Source organism: Streptomyces sp. NPDC029169 (genome assembly GCF_055563935.1).
Window position 1 is genome coordinate 69,858 of sequence record NZ_JBVHXA010000006.1, and the last position, 19,764, is coordinate 89,621.

The window sequence follows — 19,764 nt, forward strand, 5'->3', positions numbered from 1 at the left end:
CCCTGGGGTCCGGATTACATTCGCGGCCATGCCCCGAGTGACGCCCGTTCCGGCACGCTGCGCGGCCCTTGTGCATGTCATGGTCACCACAAAGCCCTGCGGCCCTGAGGGGTGAACGGGACCATGACCTGCACGGGGGCACCTCTTCGCATCCAGCTTCTGGGACCGATCCGTGCCTGGCGGCACGGTGAGGAGGTCGCGCTGGGCTCGCCCAAACAGCGCGCGGTCCTGAGCCTGCTCGCCAGCCGGGCCGGCGAGGTGGTGAGCGGGGAGAGCATCACCAGCGCCCTCTGGGGCAGCGACACCCCGCAGACGGCGGCCAACGGTGTCCACACCTACGTGGCCCGGCTGCGTCGCACGCTGGAGCCCGGACGCGGCAGCAGGGCGGCCAGCACGGTCCTCTCCTCGGAGCCCGGGGGCTACTGCCTGCGGCTCGACCCGGCGGACGTCGACGCCACGCTCTTCGTCGAACGGCACGGCCACGCCCGCAGGTCACGTGAGGGCGGCAGCGCGGAGACGACCTTACGGCTGTACGAGGACGCCCTGGCGCTCTGGCGGGGCGAGGCGTACGCCGGAGTCCCGGGGCCCTTCGCCGCCATGGAGGGCGTCCGCCTGCGGGACCTGAGACTGACCGCGGTCGAGGAGTGGGCCGCCGTCATGCTGGAGGCCGGCGAGTACGCCGAGGTGGTCGACCCGCTCTCGCGCGCCGCGGCCGACGAGCCCCTGCGCGAGAAGCTCCGCTGGCTGCTCATGCTGGCGCTCTACCACGCGGGCCGCCAGGCGCACGCCCTCGCCGTGTACACGGAGACCCGCCGGCTGTTGCGCCGGGAGCTGGGCATCGAGCCGGGGACCGAGCTCCAGGACCTCCACCGGCGGATCCTCGCCGGGCAGCGCGAGTTACGGCTCCCCGGCGGAAGCCTGACCCCCAGGCCCCGCGAGGGACTGGGTGCCGGTCTGCCCGTACCCGCTCAACTCCCGCCGGTGGCACGCGGGTTCACCGGGCGCGAGACGGAGCTGAGGGAGCTGGAGGGGCTCGTCGACGACGAGTTCGCCCAGCGGAGTACCCCGGTGATCGTCGTCGACGGCCCCGCGGGCGTCGGCAAGTCGGCACTCGTACTGGAACTGGCGCACCGGCTCGCGGACCGCTTCCCGGACGGCCAGCTCTATGTGGACCTCTGTGGCAACGGGCTGCGCGGCAGACCGCTGAGCGCCTCGGACGCGCTGCTGCACCTGCTCACCAGCCTGGGAGCCGACAGCACGCGGATACCCCGGGACCTGGCGGGCCGTGCCACCCTCTACCGCAGCCTCCTGTACGGCAAACGCATGCTGGTCGTCCTGGACGACGCCCTGAGCGCGGACCAGTTGAGGCCTCTGATCCCGCGCGGCGCGTCCTGCATCGTGGCCACGAGCCGCCAGCGGTTCGGCGGCCTTGCCGCCCGGGACGGGGCGCGCACGGTCACCGTCCGGCCGCTGGCCGTCGACGAGGCCGCCGGCCTGCTCACCACCCTGTCCGGCGGGCGGCTCACCGGCCACGCGGAGGCGGCCCGGCGCCTCGCGGCGCTCTGCGGCGGGCTGCCGCTCGCGCTGCGGATCACCGCCGAGGGGCTCACCGCGAACCCCGGTGTCCCGCTCGCCACGCTCGTGGAGCAGTACACGACGGAGAGCGGCCGGCTCGACCGCCTCACCGTGGCAGACGACGCCCTCGCGAGCGTGCGCGACGCGTTCGAGACCTCGTACCAGGCCCTGCCCGCCGAAGCGGCACGGATGTTCCGCTTCCTCGGCCTACGCAAGGACGGGCCGATCACGGTCTCCGCCGCCGCGTCGCTGGCCGACACCGACCGCGACACCGCGCGACGGCTGCTCGACGTGCTCGTCGCCCACCACCTCCTGGAGGACCACGGGCAGCGGTACCGCCTCCACGATCTCCTGGGGATCTACGCGGCCGAGTGCGCCCAACAGGAGCCGATGCTGAACCGGAGGGCGGCCCTGGCACGGCTGGACGCGGCAGAGGCGGACGGGGGCGAGTCCTACGCCGTCGTGCTGCGGCGCGCCGCGGTGCTCCGGAGGGCCGCGTTCCGGCAGCGCGAGGACGTCACGCGGCCGACGGACCTCACCGCGAGGTGAGCGCCTCGTCCTCCGGCCCGGTCGGCATGGCGCGCAGCCTGCCGACCGGGGACAGGAAGATCGGGATCAGCATCGCCGCGGACAGCAGGCCCGCGATCCAGAGCGCTCCGTGCAGCCCCGCCAGCGCCGCGAGGAGGCCGCCGACGGGTCCGCCCAGCGCACCGCCGCCGTAGAGCAGCATGCGCATCGCGGCCGTCATCCGGCCCATCAGATGCTGCGGAGTGATGGTCTGACGCAGGCTCACGATGAGCACGTTCGAGACGCTCGCGCCGACGTACTCCATGAAGAAGGAGGCCACGAACAGGCCCACGAGCAGCCAGCGCGGACCTCCCGCCGCGGGGACGAGCAGCGGGCCGAGGAAGATGATGGAGACCGACACCCGGTAGGCGGTGCCCACCGACAGCCGGCGCACCACCACGCCGGACACCAGCGCGCCAAGGAGGCCACCCACGGCCGCCGCGCCCATCACGAAACCGACCGCCGCGGCGGACAGTTCCTTGTCGCGCACGGCGTACAGCAGGAACAGCGTCTGCACCATGGTCAGCAGGAAGTTGCAGGAACAGCCGACCAGGCCCATCGCCCGCAGCCAGCGGTTGCCGAACACCCAGCGCAGCCCCTCGGCGAGTTCGGCGCGCAGCCGGCGCTTCTCCTCGGGCACCTCCGGGGCGGGCTCGGGCTTCCTGATGAGGATCAGCGACAGCACCGACAGGGCGTACGAGAAGGCGTTGGCGGTCATGGCGAACGGCGCCGAGAACGCGCTCACCAGCGTGCCGGCCAGACCGGGCCCGGCGATGTCCGCCGACGACAGCGTGGCGTTCAGCTTGGTGTTGGCCTCAAGCAGGCTGCGCCGGTCCTTCACGAGCACCGGAACGTACGACATCCAGCTGACGTCGAAGAGCACCGTCGCCACCCCGATGCCGAGCGCCAGCGCGTACAGCGCCGAGAGCGTCAGCAGCTCGAACTCGTACAGGACCGGCACAAGCCCGATCAGCACCATCCGGACCAGGTTGGCGCCCAGCATCACCGGCCGCTTCCGCATCCGGTCCACCCAGACGCCGAAGAGCAGCGCGAGCCCGAGGAAGGGAACCAGCTGCGCGAACCGCAGCATGCCCAGCTCCCCGGCCCCCACCCCGAAGACCAGGACCGCGGTCAGCGGGAGCGCGAGCTGGGTGATCTGGGTGCCGTAGAGGGAGAGCGCCTCGCCCGTCCAGAACACCATGAAGTCCCTGTCGCGCCAGAGCGGCCGAGGGGGGCCCTCCGCCTCGGCCGCGGGGGCAGACGCGGTGGGCCTGCCGTGCTCCGTCATGCTGGACTCGCCTCTCGTAGGGCCTGGTTGACGATGGCGCTGATGGCCGCCAGACCCGGGCCCTGCCACACGGAATGGTGGTCGCCCGGTGCGATGTGCTCGGTGAGCCGGCTCACGTACGGACTCCAGTCGAGGAGCCGCTCCACCGACTCCGCGGCCCTGATCAGGATCGCGGGCCCTTCGTGGACCGCGTCCAGGCGGTGCTCGCGCATGGCCACGACATGCGTACGGAAGAGGGCGTAGCGCTCCATCAGGAACTCCGCGTCGAACTCCTCCGGTACGGCGCCGTGGAGCTCCGCCGCGGCGAAGACCTCGGCCGGATCCGCGCCCGGCCGGACGCCGGCCAGCGCCTTGTCGACGCCGGGGGCCCGGTCACGGGTCACGCCGAGGAAGTCGTACAGGAAGTAGCGGGCCAGCTCGTCGTCGGGCGGCACCGACTGCGTCCCGGGCAGCGCCGCGTCCACGATGACGAGCAGCGGCACCTCCTCACCGGCGGCGACGAGGAGCCGTGCCATCTCGTACGCGACGACCCCGCCGAGGGACCAGCCGAGCAACTGGTAGGGGCCGTGCGGCCGGTCCGCCCGGAGCGAGGCGGTGTGCAGCTCGGCCAGCTCCCGGATCGACGTCAGGGGCTCCGAGACACCGTCGAATCCGGGTGCCTCGAATCCGAACACCGGTCGCCCGGGGTCGAGTCGGTGCGCCATCGACGAATAGCAGAACGGCGAACCGGAGACGGGATGGACGCAGTGCAGCGGGAGGAGGTCACCCTCCGCGCGGAGGGTGACGAGACTGCCGACGGTCGGTTCGATCACGATGCCGGCGCTCCGTTCGGGGTAGGTGCGGGCTGCGCGAGCCGCTCGTCGATGACACGTGCGATGCCGCTGACCGTGGTTCCGCCGTACAGCAGACGGACGTTCACCCTGATCCCGAAGTGCTTGTTGAGCCGGGTGACCGCGCGCATCGCCTGGAGGGAGTTGCCGCCGACCGCGAAGAAGCCGCTGTCCGCGCCGATTCGGGATGTGCCGAGCACGGCAGCGAAGACCTCGGCCACCGTCTTCTCGGTCGCCGTGGACGGTGCGGTGTAGCTCGCAGGCGGCTCGCCGAGGTCGTCGGGCGGCGCCGGGAGGGCCTTGCGGTCGACCTTGCCGTTGGGCGTCAGGGGCAGCTCGTCCAGGACGAGTACGGTGCCGGGCACCATGAAGCCGGGGAGGGACCGGGCGGCGTGCTCGGCGACCTCCGGCAGCTCCACGGTCCGGCCGGCCTCGGCGACGAGGTACGCGACGAGCCGCCGGTCGCCCGATCCGTCTGGCTGGGCGGTGACGACCGCCTCCCGGACCGTGTCGTGGGCGCGCAGCACGGACTCGATCTCGCCGAGCTCGATCCGCAGGCCGTGCAGCTTGACCTGGAAGTCCGCCCTGCCGAGGAGTTCGATCAGCCCGTCGGGCCCGTAGCGGGCCACATCGCCCGTCCGGTAGAGGCGCTCGCCCGACACCTCGCCGCAGGACCACTCGAAGAACCGCTCCGCGGTCTGCTCCGGCCGGCCGAGGTAGTCCCGGGCGAGCCCGATCCCCGCCAGGTGGAGTTCGCCGGGAACCCCCGGGGGTACGGGCTGGAGGTTCTCGTCGAGGATGTACGTGCGCTGGTTGGCCATCGGGCGTCCGTACGGGATGCTCGTCCAGCGGGAGTCGGTCTTCACCACCTCGTAGATCGTCGAGTGGATGGAGGACTCAGTCGCCCCGCCGAGGGCGATGAAGCGCAGGGCGGGGGCGAGCGCCCGTGCCCGGTCGGGGAGCGACACGGGGATCCAGTCGCCGCCGAGCAGGGCCAGCCGCAGGTCGCCGAGCGGCTGGGCACCGGTGGTCTCCAGGTGGTCGACCACCATGTCCAGGAGAGCGGGAGCCGAGTTCCAGACGGTGACCCGGTGGGCGGCCAGCAGGTCCGCCCAGTGCTCCGGGTCCTTCGCCCGCTCCGGCTCCGGCAGGATCACCGTGCCGCCCGCGGTGGTGAGCCCGAGGAACTCGTACACCGACATGTCGAAGCTGGGCGACGACAGCGCGAGGACCCGGTCGCCGGGACCCACGCCGAAGCGGGAGTTGAGGTCGGCGATGTTGTTCATCACCCCGCGGTGGCGCAGGGCGATCGGCTTGGGGGCACCGGTCGACCCGGACGTGTGGATGATGTACGCGAGGTCGTCGGGCGTTGCGCCGCCCTCGGGATTGTGGTCGGGGAGCCCGGCGAGGAGCGCCTCGTCCCGGTCGAGCAGCACCACCGGGGTGTCGGGCCCGGTGTCCGCCGGCGGCAGGCTCCCGGCCGGACCGCTCCGGCTGACGACCACCGCGCAGGACGTGCCGGCCACCATCGTGGCGAGGCGCTGTCGGGGGTAGTCGGGGTCGAGCGGCACATAGGCGCCGCCCGCCTTGAGCACCCCGAGGACGGCGACAAGCAGCTCGGCGCAGCGGTCCAGGCAGATGCCGACCCGCCGGTCGGGGCCGACGCCCAGGTCCCGCAGATGGTGGGCGAGACGGTTCGCCGCCTCGTTCACCTCGCGATACGTCCAGCTGCGGTCACCGCCCACCAGGGCGAGGGCGTCGGGTGCCTCGGCGGCGCGCGCCTCGAACGCGGCGTGCAGGCAGACGTCGTGCGGAAGGTCCGCCGCGGTATCGTTCCACTCGACGAGCATCCGGCGCAGCTCCCCCTCCGGGAGCAGCCGCAGCCGCGACACCGGCCGCTCCGGGTCGGCGAGCGCGTCCTCCAGGAGCGTGCGGTAGGAGTCGAGCAGCCGGACCGCGGTGGACTGGTCGAAGAGTTCGGGAGCGTAGCGCAGCTCCGCGCTCGGCAGGCCGTCGTCGCCCTCGCCCGGCGGGTGCAGGACCAGCTCGAACTCGTCCCGGCCGACCGGCTCGGCGGCCGAGCCGTGGGCAAGTGCGGCCAGGGTCTCCGTACCGGTGACGGTACGGCTCAGGCGGGCCGCCGTACCGGCACCGGGCGTCGTCACGACGAAGCCGAAGTCGGCCTGGCCGCTCCAGCGGTGGAGCAGCGCGGTGAAGCCGGCCAGGAGGATCTCCTCCGGAGCGGTCCGGGCCGAGGGGCCGAGACGCAGCCGGGCGGATCCGGTCCGCTCCGGAGCGGACCCGGGCAGCCGCGGGCGATCGGCCGGCAGCAGCACGGGCGGCGCCGGTGCGGGAGTTGTCATGGGGGCGGGGTTCCGGCTCAAGACCTCTCTCCTGGCTCGCGGGCGGAGACATCGGCGGCGCCGACGCCGGCCCCGAAGGGCAGCGGGTGGGTGCGGCACAGGGCGGCGACCTCGGCCGCCACCCGGTCGCGCACCACGGGGTCGGTGCGGAACTCGGTGTCGCCGAGCACGGTCGTCGCGCTGAGCACCTCGTGAAGCAGAGCGGCGCAGACCCGCATCTCCTCCGGCCCCATGCCCCGCTGGGCCAGCACGTTCGTGCCCAGCCGCAGACCGCTGGCGACCAGCGGGGCCTTGGTGTCCTTCGAGATGCGGTTGCGGTTCGTGAGGATTCCGCACGCCTCCAGGGCGCGCTCGGCGACCACACCGGTGATGCCGCGGTCGAGCATGTCCAGGAGCACCATGTGGTTCTCGGTGCCGCCGGTCAGGACCCGGTAGCCGGACTCGTCCAGAGCGTCGGCGAGCGCCGCGGCGTCGTCGCGGACCAGCCGCATGGTCGCCCGGAACGCCGGCTCCGCCACCAGCTTGAGCGCGTGCGCCTTGGCGGCGACCGACGCGGGGCTCGGCGTGCCCTGGGACTGCGGGAAGACCGCGCGCTGCATCAGCCGGGAGAGCGGGGTGCGGCGGGCGTCCGGGCCCGGTGCCCGGTGCTCCTCCCCGATGAGGATCAGCCCTCCGCGCGGCCCGCCCAGCTGTTTGTACGTACTGGTGGTCGTGACATGTGCCAGATCGATGGGGCTGGGGTGTTCCCCGGCGGCCACCAGACCGGCGATGTGCGAGATGTCGGCCACCAGATACGCCCCGACGGAGTCCGCGATCGCGCGGAACCGGGCGAAGTCCAGGGTCCGCGGATAGGCGCTGGCTCCGGCGATGAGCACCTTGGGGCGGTGGGCGAGGGCCAGTTCGGCCACCTGGTCGTAGTCGATGAACCCCTGGTCGTCCAGGCCGTAGTGGACCGCCCGGTAATGGTGGCCGGTCACCGAGGCGGCGGAGCCGTGCGTGAGATGGCCGCCGGAGTCCAGGTCGAGGGCGAGCAGGACACCGCCCGGAGGCAGCAGCGCGGCCAGCACCGCCTGGTTGGCCGAGGAGCAGGAATGCGGCTGCACATTGGCGTAACGGGCGCCGAAGGCCTGCTTGGCGCGGTCGACGGCGAGTCGCTCCACGCCGTCGAACCGCTCCGCGCCGGGGTGGTAGCGGGCCCCCGGATAGCCTTCGGCCGTCACGTTCGACAGGGCGGCGCCACCCGTGGCCAGGACCGCCGGGCTCGCGACGCTGGCGGACGCCACCATGGCGAGGGTCATGGCCTGCTGCTCCACCTCCCGGTCGAGGAACAGGGCCAGTTCGGGGTCGGTCCGGTTCAGCAGCTCCACTCCCTGGCGCAGCAGCACGGCCTGCGCGGAGCCGGAACCGGAGCCGGAACCGGAGCCGGAGCCGGCGCTGGAGCCGGAGCCGTTCTGCGGCGCGGGCGGGGACGGGAACGAGACCCGCGGGGCGTCAAGCACGCGTACCCGCCTTCGACTCCACCAGCGCGTCGATGGCGGTGGCGACCGTGGCGACCGTGGCACCGCCGTACAGCAGCCGGACGTTGACCTTGACGCCGAAGTGCTTGTTGAGCCGGCTCACGACCCGCATCGCCTGCAGCGAATTGCCCCCCAGCTCGAAGAAATTGCCGTCCGCGCTGACCTGCGTCATGGACAGGACGGCGCCGAACACCTCGGCCACCTTCTCCTCGGTCGCGGTCACCGGGGCGACGAAGCTCGCCGTCCCGTCGCCCGAACCGGACACCGGGGCCGGCAGCTTGGCGCGGTCGATCTTGCGGGCCGGGGTCAGCGGGAACTCCGTCAGCTCCACCCACCCGGTGGGCACCATGTACTCGGGCATCGTGCTGCCCAGGTGCTCACGGAGCTCCGCCACCGTCGGCGAGGTGTCGCCGAGCACGGTGTAGTACGCGACGAGCTGCTTCTCCCCGTAGTCCTCGCGCAGCAGCACCAGGGCCATCCGGACCTTCGGGTGGGTCAGCAGGCCCGACTCGATCTCACCGAGCTCGATCCGCAGCCCGCGCAGCTTCACCTGGTTGTCGAGCCGCCCGATGAAGTCGATCTGGAGATCGCGGGTCCAGCGCACCAGGTCGCCGGTGCGGTAGACCCGGCCCTCGCCCAGGAACGGGTCGGGGACGAACTTCTCGTCGGTCAACTCCGGCAGGTTGAGGTAGCCGCGCGCGAGGCCCTCGTCGCCGCCGATCAGCAACTCGCCCGGCACACCCACCGGCACCAGGTTGAACTCCTTGTCCACCACGTAGTGCAGCCGGCTGAACTCGGGCCGGCCGATGGGCGGCGAAGACTGCCACTCCTTGTGCTCGCACAGGTACTCGGTGGTCGCGATCGACGCCTCGGTGGGGCCGTAGAGGTTCACGAACTTCCGGCCCGGCAGGTTCCACTTGTTGACCAGGTCGGCCGGCAGCGCCTCCGCGCCGCCCATGATGTACTTCAGATCCGGGTACGGCCCCGCCTCGACCACGGAGAGGATCGCCGGGGACAGACCCGCGTAGGTCACCCGCTGATCACGGATCAGGGCGCCCAGAGTCTCGGGGGAGGAGGCGTCCTCCGGAGCCACGAGCACGAGCGCCGAGCCGCTGATCAGACCGGCGAAGATCTCGCCCTGGGACATGTCGAAGGTCAGCGCCGGCAGCTGCAGGAGCCGGTCCTCGGTGGTCCACTCGCCGAAGCTGCGCCGGTACGCCTCGATGAACATGCGCAGGCCGCGCTGCTCGATCATCACGCCCTTGGGACGCCCGGTGGAGCCGGAGGTGTAGAGGACGTAGACCAGGGAGGCCGGCTCGGCCCACTCCTCCAGCGGCTCGTCGTCCGGCTGGGCCTCGATGACGTCCCAGTCGGCGTCGATCCGGATGCTCTCCCAGCCGCACGACTCCGGCAGGTCGCCCAGCGCGGCCGCCCGGGTGACGACCAGCGGGCTCTTGGTGTCCCGCAGCATGTGGTCCAGGCGGGCGTTGGGGTGCGAGGGGTCGATGATGGTGTAGGCGGCGCCGGAGACCATGACACCCAGGATCGCCACCAGCGCGTCCAGATCGCGGTCCATCGCGATGGCCACGACCTCCTCCTGGCGCACCCCGCGGGAACGGATGTACCGGGCGAGCTTGCCGGCCCGGCGCATCAGCTCGCCGTACGTCATCTCCACGCCACGGCAGACCGCCGCGACCAGGTCCGGGTTCTCCTCGGCGATCCGGGCGATCGTCGCGTGCACCGGCTCCGTCGGGTAGTCGAAGTCGGCTCCGCGCCCCACCTCCAGGAGCTCACGGCGCTCCGCCTCGGAGAGCATCGGCAGGGCGGAGACCGGGGTGTCCGGGGCGTCCGCGGCGGCGTCGAGCACCGTGCGGAAGTGGTCGATCATCGCCTCGACGCGCCAGCGGTCGTAGAGGTCGGTCGCGAACTCGACGATCAGCCGCAGCCGTTCGGCGCCCTCCACGAAGCTGAAGGACAGGTCGAAGCGCGAGCGGGAGGTGGCCAGCGTGATCGACTCGGACGTGAGGCCGGTCAGCTCAAGCGCGTCGCCGGTGCTTGCCTCGCCGAGGAGCTGGCAGGCGATCTGGAAGAGCGGGTTGCGTCCCGCGTCCCGGGTCGTCTGCACGCGGTCCACGACGTGGTCGAACGGCACGTCCTGGTTGTCGTACATGTCGAGGTTCGCGTCGGCGATCCGCTCGAGCAGCTCGGTGAACGTGACACCGCCCGACAGGTCGCACCGCAGCACCGTCATGTTGATGAACAGACCGACCACGTCTTCGAGTTCGGGGTCGGTGCGGCCGAGCATGGGCACCCCGAGGGCGATGTCGTTCTGACCGCTGTACCGGCTCAGTACGACGTTCAGGGCCGCGGCCACCACCATGTACAGGGAGGCGCCCTGCTCATGGGCCAAGGCCCGTGCCTTCGTGAGCAGTTCGGCCGGGAAGTCGACCACGAAGGTCTCGCCGTTCTGCGTGGGCTCCGCCGGCCGGAGCCGGTCGGCGGGGAGTTCGAGCGCCTCCAGGCCGGCCAGCCGCTCCTCCCAGAACTTCAGCTCCTCCTCCCACACGCCGTCGGCCCGCTGCTTGCGCTGCCGCTTGATGTGATCGCCGTAGCCGATGGACAGTTCGGGCAGCGCAGGCGCACGGCCCGCGGCCAGGTCGCCGTAGGCCTGGGAGATCTCACGGCTGATCACACCGCCGGACCAGCCGTCGGTGACGATGTGGTGGAAGCTGAGGCTGAGCACGTGGTGATCGGGGGCCAGCCGGAACAGCTGGAACCGGGAGATCGGCCCCGCGGCCAGGTCGAACGGCGTGTCCGCCTCGGTCTGCAGCGCCTCGCGCAGCGCGCTCTCGGCCTCCTCCGGGGCCAGCTCGGAGAGGTCCCGGACCGGCAGCGCCCGGTCCTCGGCCGGCGAGACGACCTGGTACGGGACGCCGTCCGCCGCGTGGAAGGTGACCCGGAGCTGCTCGTGGCGCTTCACGAGCAGGTTGAGCGCGCCTTCCAGGGCGGCCGTGTCGAGCGGTCCGCGCAGCCGATAGGCCACGGGGACGTTGTAGGTGGTCTCTCCGGGGCTCATCTGGTCCAGGAACCACAACTGTTCCTGTCCGAAGGATAGTTGGATGCGCGACTCGGCGGTGTGCATGCTCATCGTCACAGAACTCCATTCGGGGGCATGGCAGGGCAGGGCGAAGCAGGGCAGGGCGGAGCAAGGGCACGGCAGGGCGGGGCGGGCAGCGCGGCGCATCGCCCTGGGGTCGCGGAAAGGAGGAACCTGAGGGTTCCTGACGGGCCGGGGCGGCGGCCCCCCGGTGGCGGGGGACACTGAGGGGCCAGGGCCCCGGCGGGTCAGCGGACCTGGACGGCGGGGCCGGCCGGGGGAGTGGAGGGTCTGAGTACTCGCTCCACGCGGCTCAGTCCTTCGGCCACGGCCTCGGGGGAGCGCGCGAAGCAGATCCGGAAGCCGTCGCTGGCTCCGAGCGTCTCGCCGGGCATGAGCAGGACGCCCAGGTCCAGCGCTCTGCGGCACATCGCCAGCGGCTCCTCCCCGGTGGTGAGCCAGAGCCAGGCGAACGGGGTGCCCTCGGGCTCCACGAGGGTCACCGCGTCCGCGTTGCGCCGGGCGAAGTCCCGTACGAGGGCGAGCCCTTGGCCGGTGACCTCGTGGTACGCGCGCAGATGGTCCTCGCGGTGGGCCAGGACGTCGCAGGCCAGCGTCTCGCACAGCACCGAGTTGGAGATGGTGGACAGGAACTTGCGCCGCGCACAGCCCTCCACGACGGCCGGCGGACCGTAGAGCCAGCCGACCCGTAGCCCGGGAAAGCCGTACACCTTGGACAGGCTGGACACGGAGATCACCCGGTCGCTGCCGACGGCCGCCGAGCGCGAGAGGTCGAGCGCGTACTCCTCGTCGAGCAGCAGATGGGCTCCCGTGCGCGACGCCAGGGCGAGCAGGCCTCGCAGGTCCTTCTCCGCGATGCGCCGACCGGTCGGATTGCACGGGCTGTTGGCGACGATCAGCCGCACGTCCGGCCCGGCCACCGCCTCGGCGGCCTCGACGTCGAAGCCGAGATCCGGGCGGAAACCGACGAGGTCGACCCGGGCGCCCAGCTCGGGCGGCACGTCCCAGGACTGCTGCCAGCCGGGCCGGAAGGCGATCACCCGGGACCCGGGGGTCAGCAGCGCCGCGTACACGAGGTAGAGCGCCTGCTGGGCGCCCTGGGTGATGAGCACCGAGTCGGGCGACCCGCCGTACAGGCCGGCGACCGCCTCGCGCAGGGCGGCGAGGCCCCGGTCGTGTCCGTAGTCCAGTTCCAGTCCGGCCGGCACCTTCAGGGCGTCGAGACGCCCGGGGAGCATGTTGCTGTCGCCGAGGTCGATGTCGAAGCGCCCCGCGGCGTCCTCGAACACCCACCGCTGGATCGGATAGTCGCGCGACGTCCGCGCCTGCGAGGAGGGGCTCACCGTACGGTCCCCGCCGGCGCCGTCCGGTCGAGCCGCGCGCGCAGGGCGGGCGCGAAGGATCCGGCCGCCACCTGCTCGGCGTCGCCCGTCATGGTGACGTGGCCGTCATCGGCGACGCTGATCTCCACAGTGCCGCCGGGCATCCTGACCTCCACCCGGCTGTCGCAGAGCCCCAGTTCGCGGGCCGCGGACACCGCAGCACACGCGCCGGCGCCCGACGCCGTCACATATCCGGCGCCGCGCTCGAAGACCTCGAGCTCCATCACGGACCGGTCCGCCATGCGCATGAACTGCACGTTGGTGCGGTCCGGGAACCGCGGGTGCCCGGCGATCCTCGGGCCGAGCCGGCGGGCCAGCTCCGCGGAGGGGGCGTCGTCCACCCGTACGACGGTGTGCGGATTGCCGTTGTACACACAGGTGACGGTCAGCTCGTCGCCGTCCACGGTGAGCGGTACGTCCACCGCCCGGCCGTCGTACGGGGTCCCGTCCTCGCGGAGCAGGGGCAGATCGGCGGCGGCGAAGCTGGGCCGCCCCATGCCGACCTCGACGCGTCCCGCGGCGGCGTCGAGGACCCGTACCGGGCAGTCGCCTGCGACCGTACGAAGGGTGAACTCCCGGCCGTCGGCCCAGGTGCCGGGCTCCTGCCCGGCGAGGTGGAGCGCGAACATCCGCAGACCGTTGCCGCTCCTGCCGCAGTCGGAACCGTCGGAGTTGTACAGGTCGAGCGAGACCGGGACACCGGGGCGGGGCGGCTCCAGCGGCCCGTAGAGGACTCCGTCCGCACCGATGCCCAGATGCCGGTCGCAGACCAGCCGGATCGCCTCACGGGTCACGGGGAAGTCGGTGTGACGGGGGTCGATCACCAAGTAGTCGTTGCCTGCTGCCTGGTATTTGAAGAAGTCGATCACGGATGATCTCCCTTGGCTGCGGGGCGCGGCGCCGCCCCGAGGCGTGGTGCCTCACCCCGGGGCGGCGCCCGGGTTCACTGCTCGGAGAGCGCGGCGGCGTCGTGCTCCTCGCCGTACCACTTCTCCGCCCACCGGGAGAACGCGACGATGACGATGTCCCGGTGGCCGGGGCCGCCGTCGGCGGAGAGCACGTCGGTGACGTCATGGGCCAGCGCCCGGTCGTCCAGGAGGACCGCCTGCCCCGGCTCCAGCGTCCCGGTCCAGAAGGGCTCGTCCGCCCCCGGGTTCCACAGACGGGTCTGGCCGCCGGCGACGTTCACCTTGTTGAGGATCGCGATCATCACGAACTCGTGCCCGTCGTGGTGCACGCCCTCCGGGGTGAGCGGGCCCGGCGTGCCGCCGTCGGCGCGGGTCCGGTTCTGGTGGACGTTGATCTGCCAGTCCTCGGACCGGTCGAGACCGAGCTCACGGACGCCGTGCTCGATCAGCGGCGTGAAGTCCACCTTGATCGGCTCGTAGACGCGGCGGATGCCGCCACCGACCGAGTTGAACTTCTTGTACGTCGTGTAGTCGCGGTGCGCGAGACGCTCGAACGACCACCCGTCACTGCCCTCAGGGCGGAGGCGGTACTGCGAGAACCGCTTGAAGCGGGTGCCGTTGCCCATGTACTCGTCGACCGGGCAGTCGTCGTAGCTGGGCAGGATGTCGGCCGAGACATCGGGCAGGTCGATGATGGCGAAGCGTTCGCTGCCAAGGGCCATGGTCTCTCCTCCAGAAAAGGTGATGTCGTCGGACGTCAGGCGGCGACGGACGGCATGCGCTCGTCCAGGTAGGCGGCAGAGGAGTTGAGCCGCCAGAGGATGCCGCGGGCGATGGCGCGCCGCATGTCCGCGGATTCGGCGGCGGGCAGCACCACGTTGTGGAACCAGCCCTGCGCGTGCTGGGAGTCGATCGTGATGTGCAGCTTGTGATAGGTGATGCCGACCTCGGGCAGACCGAGGCGCTCCCAGGCGTGCACGACCTGGACGAACCGGTCCGGCGCCATCCACTCGGTCATGCCGAGGAAGCCCACGGCCTCCGCGTACAGGGCGCGGTGGCGGCACAGCATGACCGCGAGGTTGCCGTTGAGCAGCGAGGTCGCGGTGAGCGAGCGGCTCAGCTCGTCCTCCGAGATCTCGAAGACCTCGTAGATCTTGTTGAAGAGATGGGTGTGCACCTGGGCGTGGTCGCCATTGCCCATCTCGTCCCAGAAGTTGGCGGCGATCTCCATCTTGGCCGCGCCGGCGGTGCCCACCTGCATCATGGCGAGCAGGTCGTCGAAGCGGCCGTCCACGACCGACTCCTGCATCACGTAGTTCCGCAGGTCGTCGTGGGTGGCCTCGTTGCGGATGAACTCGTGGTAGTACGGGTGCTTGTACACCCGGTGGCTCCGGGCCGTGTTCTTGAGCCAGGACAGGTACTCCCGCGCCTCCGTGGGCGCCTCTTCGAGCAGCCCCGGCTCGATCAGCCGGTCCTGCGCGGCCGCGGTGGCGGTCTCGAGGAGCCGGGCTATCTCGTACACGACGACCGATCCCTCGGCGTTCTGCCGCTGCGGGATCTTCGTGTACAGCTGGTAGATCCGGTCGAGGAGGTACTGCTGTGCGTACAGGGCGCCGCTGTCGCCCGCGGCCGCAGCGGCGTTGATGTCGGCCACCTCGCCCAGGACGCGGCTCCGCTCGCCGCCCGACAGGGCGTCGACCTTCTCAGGCGCGGAACCGAGCCATGCGCACACCCTGTCCACGGTGGACAGAAACGGGTCATCGGGTACGGTCAGACCCTTGGAGCCGCCGACTTCTGGCATGTGTTTCCCCTTGGATTCACTGGACGAATCAGATTTCCGACGCGCGGTCTGTGCACCGTCGCCGGGAAGGACGACGGAAGGCCTGCCGTTGCTCGTGCTGCGGCGAATCGTTCTTGCGGGGGCCGCATGGGTGGCGGGCGCTGCCATTCTGCAAGGGGCTCTCTGGACGGAGTATGTACGCGCTCTGTACGGCCGCTGGGCCCTCGCCGCGCGGCTACGCTGACCGTTGCCCTGGCGGACGTCTGCCTCGGCGGACGTCGAAACGGCGGGGGTGGCGCGTGAGCGAGGAGAGGCCGGATGCCGGCCTGTACGGGCGTCTGCGCGTCGAGCGGACGGACCTCGGGCCTGCGCGCCGGCTGACCGAACGGCGGCTCGGACACGGTGAGTTCGGGACCGTGAGCGGTGTCGCCGCACCCGGATTCGCCGCCTACGCGCGCGTGCTGCACCCCGCGAGCCTCGACGAGCGCCCCGTGCGCTGGGAGACCGTCGCCGCCGCCTACGGGCGGAGCGTCCGGGCGCTGACGGACTGGCACGAGGTGATCGGCGTGGACTGGTTCTACCAGAACGACGAGGTGTACGGCCTGCCCGGGGTGTGGGACGAGCACCCGGCCGAAGGCCCCACGCCAGGCGACGTGGCGCGGGAACTGATTCCCGTACTGGCCCTGCACACGGACACGCCGGAGCGGTGCTGGTTCGGGCTGTGGGAGGGGTACGGCCGCCGTGAGTGGCCCGGGATCCCGACCTTCCCGACCCCGGGACGGGACGAGATCCTGCTGTCGGGAGCGCTGGCCGACGTCGTGTCCCCCGAGCTGGTCGACTCGTTCGACGAACTCCCGGATCTGTGGTGGCCGGAAGACCGGGCCTGGTGCGTGGGCGGGGACGTCGATCTGGTGAGCACGTACGTCTGCGGCTCGGAGGCCCTGATCGCCGAACTGCTCACGGCCCCCGGCCTGGAGGTCCACCGCGTGGCGCCCGGGGATCGCGTCGGCTGACCGGCCGCAGGTGCCGGGGCGTGTCGGGTGGGCGATCCTTGGCGTATGGGTGCCAACCGTCGTGGGCCCCTGCGCAAGGGCCTGTCCGGAGTCCGGGGCGCCCGCGCCGTGCTCGCTGCCGCCGCCGTGATCACCGTCGTCGCGGTGGCCGCGGGCGTCGCTCTGCGCGGCGGCGGCGCGGGCGGTACGCCTGCCGGTGTGCGCGGCGCGGAGGGTACGACGGCCGCGGTCCGTGGTGCGGACGGTACGTTTCCCGGTGTCCGCGGTGCGGGCGGTGCGACTGCTGTTGTTCCCGGCCCGTCGTCGGCGGTCGCGCCGCCGCCCTCGCCGTCGGCGCCCACACCCCGGCCTCCCGTCGCTCCCGTCGCAGCGAAGGTGTCCATACCGTCGATCGGGATCGAAGCGCTGGATGTCGTGCCGTACGAGGGCACGACCGACGACCGGGCGGGAACCCGGATCCAGGACCGCGGCATGGCCGCCAGCCCCTACGGCGAGCGCGGGGGCGTCGGGCCCGGAGACATCGGCAACTATCTGGTGACCGCCCACCGGCTCTCCGCCGGCGGGCCGCTGCGTGACCTGCCTGCGGTCGATGTGGGGGACCTGGTGCATGTCACCGCCCGGGGCACGGTCTACACGTACGAGATAGTCCAGACGCGGACCACGTCCTTCCGCTCGGACCGCTCGCTCGCCGAGCAGCGGGCCGCCGTGCCGGGTGAGCCGGGGGAGAAGCCCACACGAGCCATGATCACCCTCTCCACGTGCGCGACGCCGGAGGACGACGCGGCGGGCAACTTCTGGCGGGATGCCCAGGGCAACCCCGAGCACCGGATCGACAAGATAGGCGTCCTGACGTCGACGCGGCCGGCTTAGGGCGCGGACGTCTCGGCGGTGGATCCCGGCCACCAAGGGCTAGAAATCGCTTTCTGGCCCGGGCATGCTGTCCGCCACCGCGCCGACCGCCCGGGCGCCCGTCCTCCGGAGGTTCCTCCCCCATGCCCTCCTCCCCGTCCCGCCGAGGTCTGCTGCGCGCGGCCCTCGGCGCCGCCGTCGTCGCCCCGCTCGCGATACCGGCCGCCGCGACACCCGCGCACGCCGCCGACGCGTACGACACCCTGCGCCTGACATGGCGCGACCTGCTCCTCGGCACCGACGTCGTGCCGACCGCCGAGCCCTTCGCCTCGAAGCTCGCCGCGCTCGGCGCGACCGCCCGCGACCTGCGCTCCGCCATGGCCCCGGCGAACGGCTCCCTCTGGCCGGACCTGCCGTACGCCGACCCCGAACCGGACACGGACGCCGAGTCGTACACGTACTCGGGCAACCTCAACACCAGCTACAACCGGCTCCGTACCCTCACCGAGGCGTACGCACAGCCCGGTACCGGACTCACCGGCGACGCGACCCTGCGCGCCGAGATCCTCGCCGGTCTCGACCACCTCCACGACCAGGCGTACAACGCGACCCAGGTCCGCTACGGCAACTGGTACAGCTGGCAGATCGGCATCCCGCAGGCGCTGCTCGACATCGACGTCCTGCTGTACGACGTCCTCGGCGCCGCCCGTATCGCCGAACACTGCGCCGCCGTCGACCACTTCGTCCCCGACAGCGCCGTCGCGAGCTACACCGGCACCTCCACCGGCGCCAACCGCGTCGACCTCTGCCGGGTCCTCGCGCTCCGCGGAGTCGTCGGAAAGTCCTCCGCGAAGCTGGCCCTGGCCCGCGACGCTCTCTCACCGGTCTTCCCGTACGTCACGTCCGGCGACGGGCTCCACGCCGACGGCAGCTTCATCCAGCACACCTACGTCCCCTACGCGGCCTCGTACGGTGCCGTCATGCTCGGCGGGCTCTCGATGCTCTTCGCCCTGCTCAAGGGTTCGGCGTGGGAGGTCACCGACAGCGGCCGGCAGGTGGTGTTCGACTCCGTAGAGAGGGCCTACGCGCCCTTCCTCTTCAACGGCCTGGCCATGGACGCCGTCGCGGGGCGCGCGATCAGCCGCGGCGTGCAGAAGACGGACACCAGGGGCGTACGCCAGGACGACCATCTGCGCGGACACGGGATCATCGCGTGCGTCGCGCTGCTCGCGCAGAGCGCGTCGGCCGCCGAGAAGGCCCGCTGGGACGGCATGGTCAAGGGCTGGATCGCGCGCGACTACTACAGCCCGCTGCTCGCCGACCCGGCGCTCGGTGTCGCCGCGCTCGCCCGCCTCAAGGCCGTCCAGGACGGCACGGCCGCGGCGAGCCCCGAGCCGTCCGGGCACCGTCTCTTCCCCGCCATGGACCGGGCCGTGCACCGGCGCGCCGGGTGGGCGGCGTCGCTCTCCATGGCGTCGAACCGGATCACGTACTACGAGAACGGCAACGGCGAGAACCTGCGCGCCTGGCACAGCGGCTCGGGAATGCTCTACTGGTGGGGCGACGACTTCGCCAACGGGCAGTACAGCGACCACTTCTGGCCGACCGTCGACCCCTACCGGCTGCCCGGCACCACCGCCTCGCGCAAGCCGCTCGCCGACGGCGAAGGCGGGGTCTGGGGCGCGGCCCGGCCCGATGTGCGCTGGGTCGGCGGGACGACGGACGGCACGTACGCGGCCGTGGGGCAGTACCTCAAGGGGCTGTCGTCCACGCTCCTGGCCAAGAAGTCCTGGTTCTTCCTGGACGACGCGATCGTCTGTCTGGGCGCGGGGATCCACGGCCGCGACGGCACCGGTGTCGAGTCGGTCGTGGAGAACCGCAATCTCGGCGAGACGGGAGTCCACGCCTTCACCGTCGACGGCGCCGCGCAGTCCACGGCGCTCGGCTGGAGCGCCACCCTCACGGGCGCCCGGTGGGCCCATCTCGCCGGTTTCGCGGGCTATGTCTTCCCCGGCGGCGCCGGCGCGCTGAAGGCCCTGCGCCAGGCCCGCACGGGCGCCTGGTCGGACATCAACAAGGGGGCCGTGACCAGTCCGTACACGCGCCGGTACCTCACGCTCTGGTTCGACCACGGCACCGATCCGACGTGGGCGGCCTACTCGTACGTCCTGATGCCGGGCGCGAGCCAGGCGGAGACGGCGGCGCGCGCGGCCGACACGGGGTGGCTCACGGTCCTCGCCAACGCCAACGAGCAGCAGGGCGTACGGGTCCCCGCGCTCGGTTTCACCGGCGTCAACTTCTGGCTCGCCGGCACGGTCGGCGACGTCACGGCCGGCGCGCCCGCGTCCGTACTGATCCGTGAGTCCGGTACGACCGCCACGATCTGCGTCTCGGGCCCCCTGCGCGACGGGGCGACGATCGACCTGACGTGGAACCGCCCCGTGCCGTCGGTGGTGTCCAAGGACGCCACGGTCCAGGTGCTGACCACGGGCTCCGCGATCACCCTGCGGATCACCCCGGGGACGCTGGCCGCCACGCACAAGGCGGTCGTCAGGCTGGGGTGAGTGGGCGCCA

General features: G+C 72.0%; 13 protein-coding genes. 4 read left to right on the forward strand and 9 right to left on the reverse strand.

Annotation, left to right across the window (positions count from 1 at the left end; all coding sequences use genetic code 11):
- The first annotated feature begins 123 nt into the window (after positions 1-123).
- Positions 124-2,124 (forward strand): AfsR/SARP family transcriptional regulator, encoded by a 2,001-nt coding sequence (locus ACZ4VI_RS13615; protein WP_467999372.1) that lies wholly within the window; start codon positions 124-126, stop codon positions 2,122-2,124.
- Here ACZ4VI_RS13615 and ACZ4VI_RS13620 read toward each other — a convergent pair.
- From ACZ4VI_RS13620 to ACZ4VI_RS13660, 9 genes are all read right to left on the reverse strand, one after another.
- Complete coding sequence (locus tag ACZ4VI_RS13620; RefSeq protein WP_467999373.1) at positions 2,111-3,430, reverse strand: MFS transporter; 1,320 nt, start codon at positions 3,428-3,430, stop codon at positions 2,111-2,113. The genes ACZ4VI_RS13615 and ACZ4VI_RS13620 overlap by 14 nt on opposite strands.
- Complete coding sequence (locus ACZ4VI_RS13625) at positions 3,427-4,242, reverse strand: thioesterase domain-containing protein (protein ID WP_467999374.1); 816 nt, start codon at positions 4,240-4,242, stop codon at positions 3,427-3,429. The genes ACZ4VI_RS13620 and ACZ4VI_RS13625 overlap by 4 nt, the downstream gene beginning before the upstream one ends.
- A complete protein-coding gene (locus ACZ4VI_RS13630; RefSeq protein WP_467999375.1) occupies positions 4,239-6,623 on the reverse strand; it encodes a non-ribosomal peptide synthetase in 2,385 nt (794 codons plus the stop codon). Before ACZ4VI_RS13630 ends, ACZ4VI_RS13625 begins: the two co-directional genes overlap by 4 nt.
- 17 nt (positions 6,624-6,640) lie before the next feature.
- Positions 6,641-8,122 (reverse strand): serine hydroxymethyltransferase, encoded by a 1,482-nt coding sequence (locus tag ACZ4VI_RS13635; RefSeq protein ID WP_467999376.1) that lies wholly within the window; start codon positions 8,120-8,122, stop codon positions 6,641-6,643.
- A complete protein-coding gene (locus ACZ4VI_RS13640) occupies positions 8,115-11,288 on the reverse strand; it encodes a non-ribosomal peptide synthetase (RefSeq protein ID WP_467999377.1) in 3,174 nt (1,057 codons plus the stop codon). Before ACZ4VI_RS13640 ends, ACZ4VI_RS13635 begins: the two co-directional genes overlap by 8 nt.
- 197 nt (positions 11,289-11,485) lie before the next feature.
- A complete protein-coding gene (locus tag ACZ4VI_RS13645) occupies positions 11,486-12,601 on the reverse strand; it encodes a pyridoxal phosphate-dependent aminotransferase (protein WP_467999378.1) in 1,116 nt (371 codons plus the stop codon).
- Complete coding sequence (dapF, locus tag ACZ4VI_RS13650; protein ID WP_467999379.1) at positions 12,598-13,509, reverse strand: diaminopimelate epimerase; 912 nt, start codon at positions 13,507-13,509, stop codon at positions 12,598-12,600. Before dapF ends, ACZ4VI_RS13645 begins: the two co-directional genes overlap by 4 nt.
- Positions 13,510-13,583: 74 nt before the next feature.
- Complete coding sequence (locus ACZ4VI_RS13655) at positions 13,584-14,270, reverse strand: 2OG-Fe dioxygenase family protein (RefSeq protein ID WP_467999380.1); 687 nt, start codon at positions 14,268-14,270, stop codon at positions 13,584-13,586.
- Positions 14,271-14,305: 35 nt separating this feature from the next.
- On the reverse strand, positions 14,306-15,349 hold the full coding sequence (locus ACZ4VI_RS13660; RefSeq protein ID WP_467999381.1) for an iron-containing redox enzyme family protein: 1,044 nt from the start codon (positions 15,347-15,349) through the stop codon (positions 14,306-14,308).
- Positions 15,350-15,627: 278 nt separating this feature from the next.
- On the opposite strand from ACZ4VI_RS13660, the gene ACZ4VI_RS13665 reads away from it, so the two are divergent.
- From ACZ4VI_RS13665 to ACZ4VI_RS13675, 3 genes are all read left to right on the forward strand, one after another.
- Positions 15,628-16,341, forward strand: a complete 714-nt coding sequence (locus ACZ4VI_RS13665) for a hypothetical protein (protein WP_467999382.1) — start codon at positions 15,628-15,630, stop codon at positions 16,339-16,341.
- Between the two features lie 45 nt (positions 16,342-16,386).
- The gene (locus ACZ4VI_RS13670; protein ID WP_467999383.1) at positions 16,387-17,211 is read left to right on the forward strand and encodes a class E sortase; all 825 of its coding nucleotides are present in this window, start codon (positions 16,387-16,389) and stop codon (positions 17,209-17,211) included.
- Positions 17,212-17,333: 122 nt separating this feature from the next.
- Positions 17,334-19,754 (forward strand): polysaccharide lyase 8 family protein, encoded by a 2,421-nt coding sequence (locus tag ACZ4VI_RS13675; RefSeq protein ID WP_467999384.1) that lies wholly within the window; start codon positions 17,334-17,336, stop codon positions 19,752-19,754.
- The last annotated feature ends 10 nt before the right edge of the window (positions 19,755-19,764 follow it).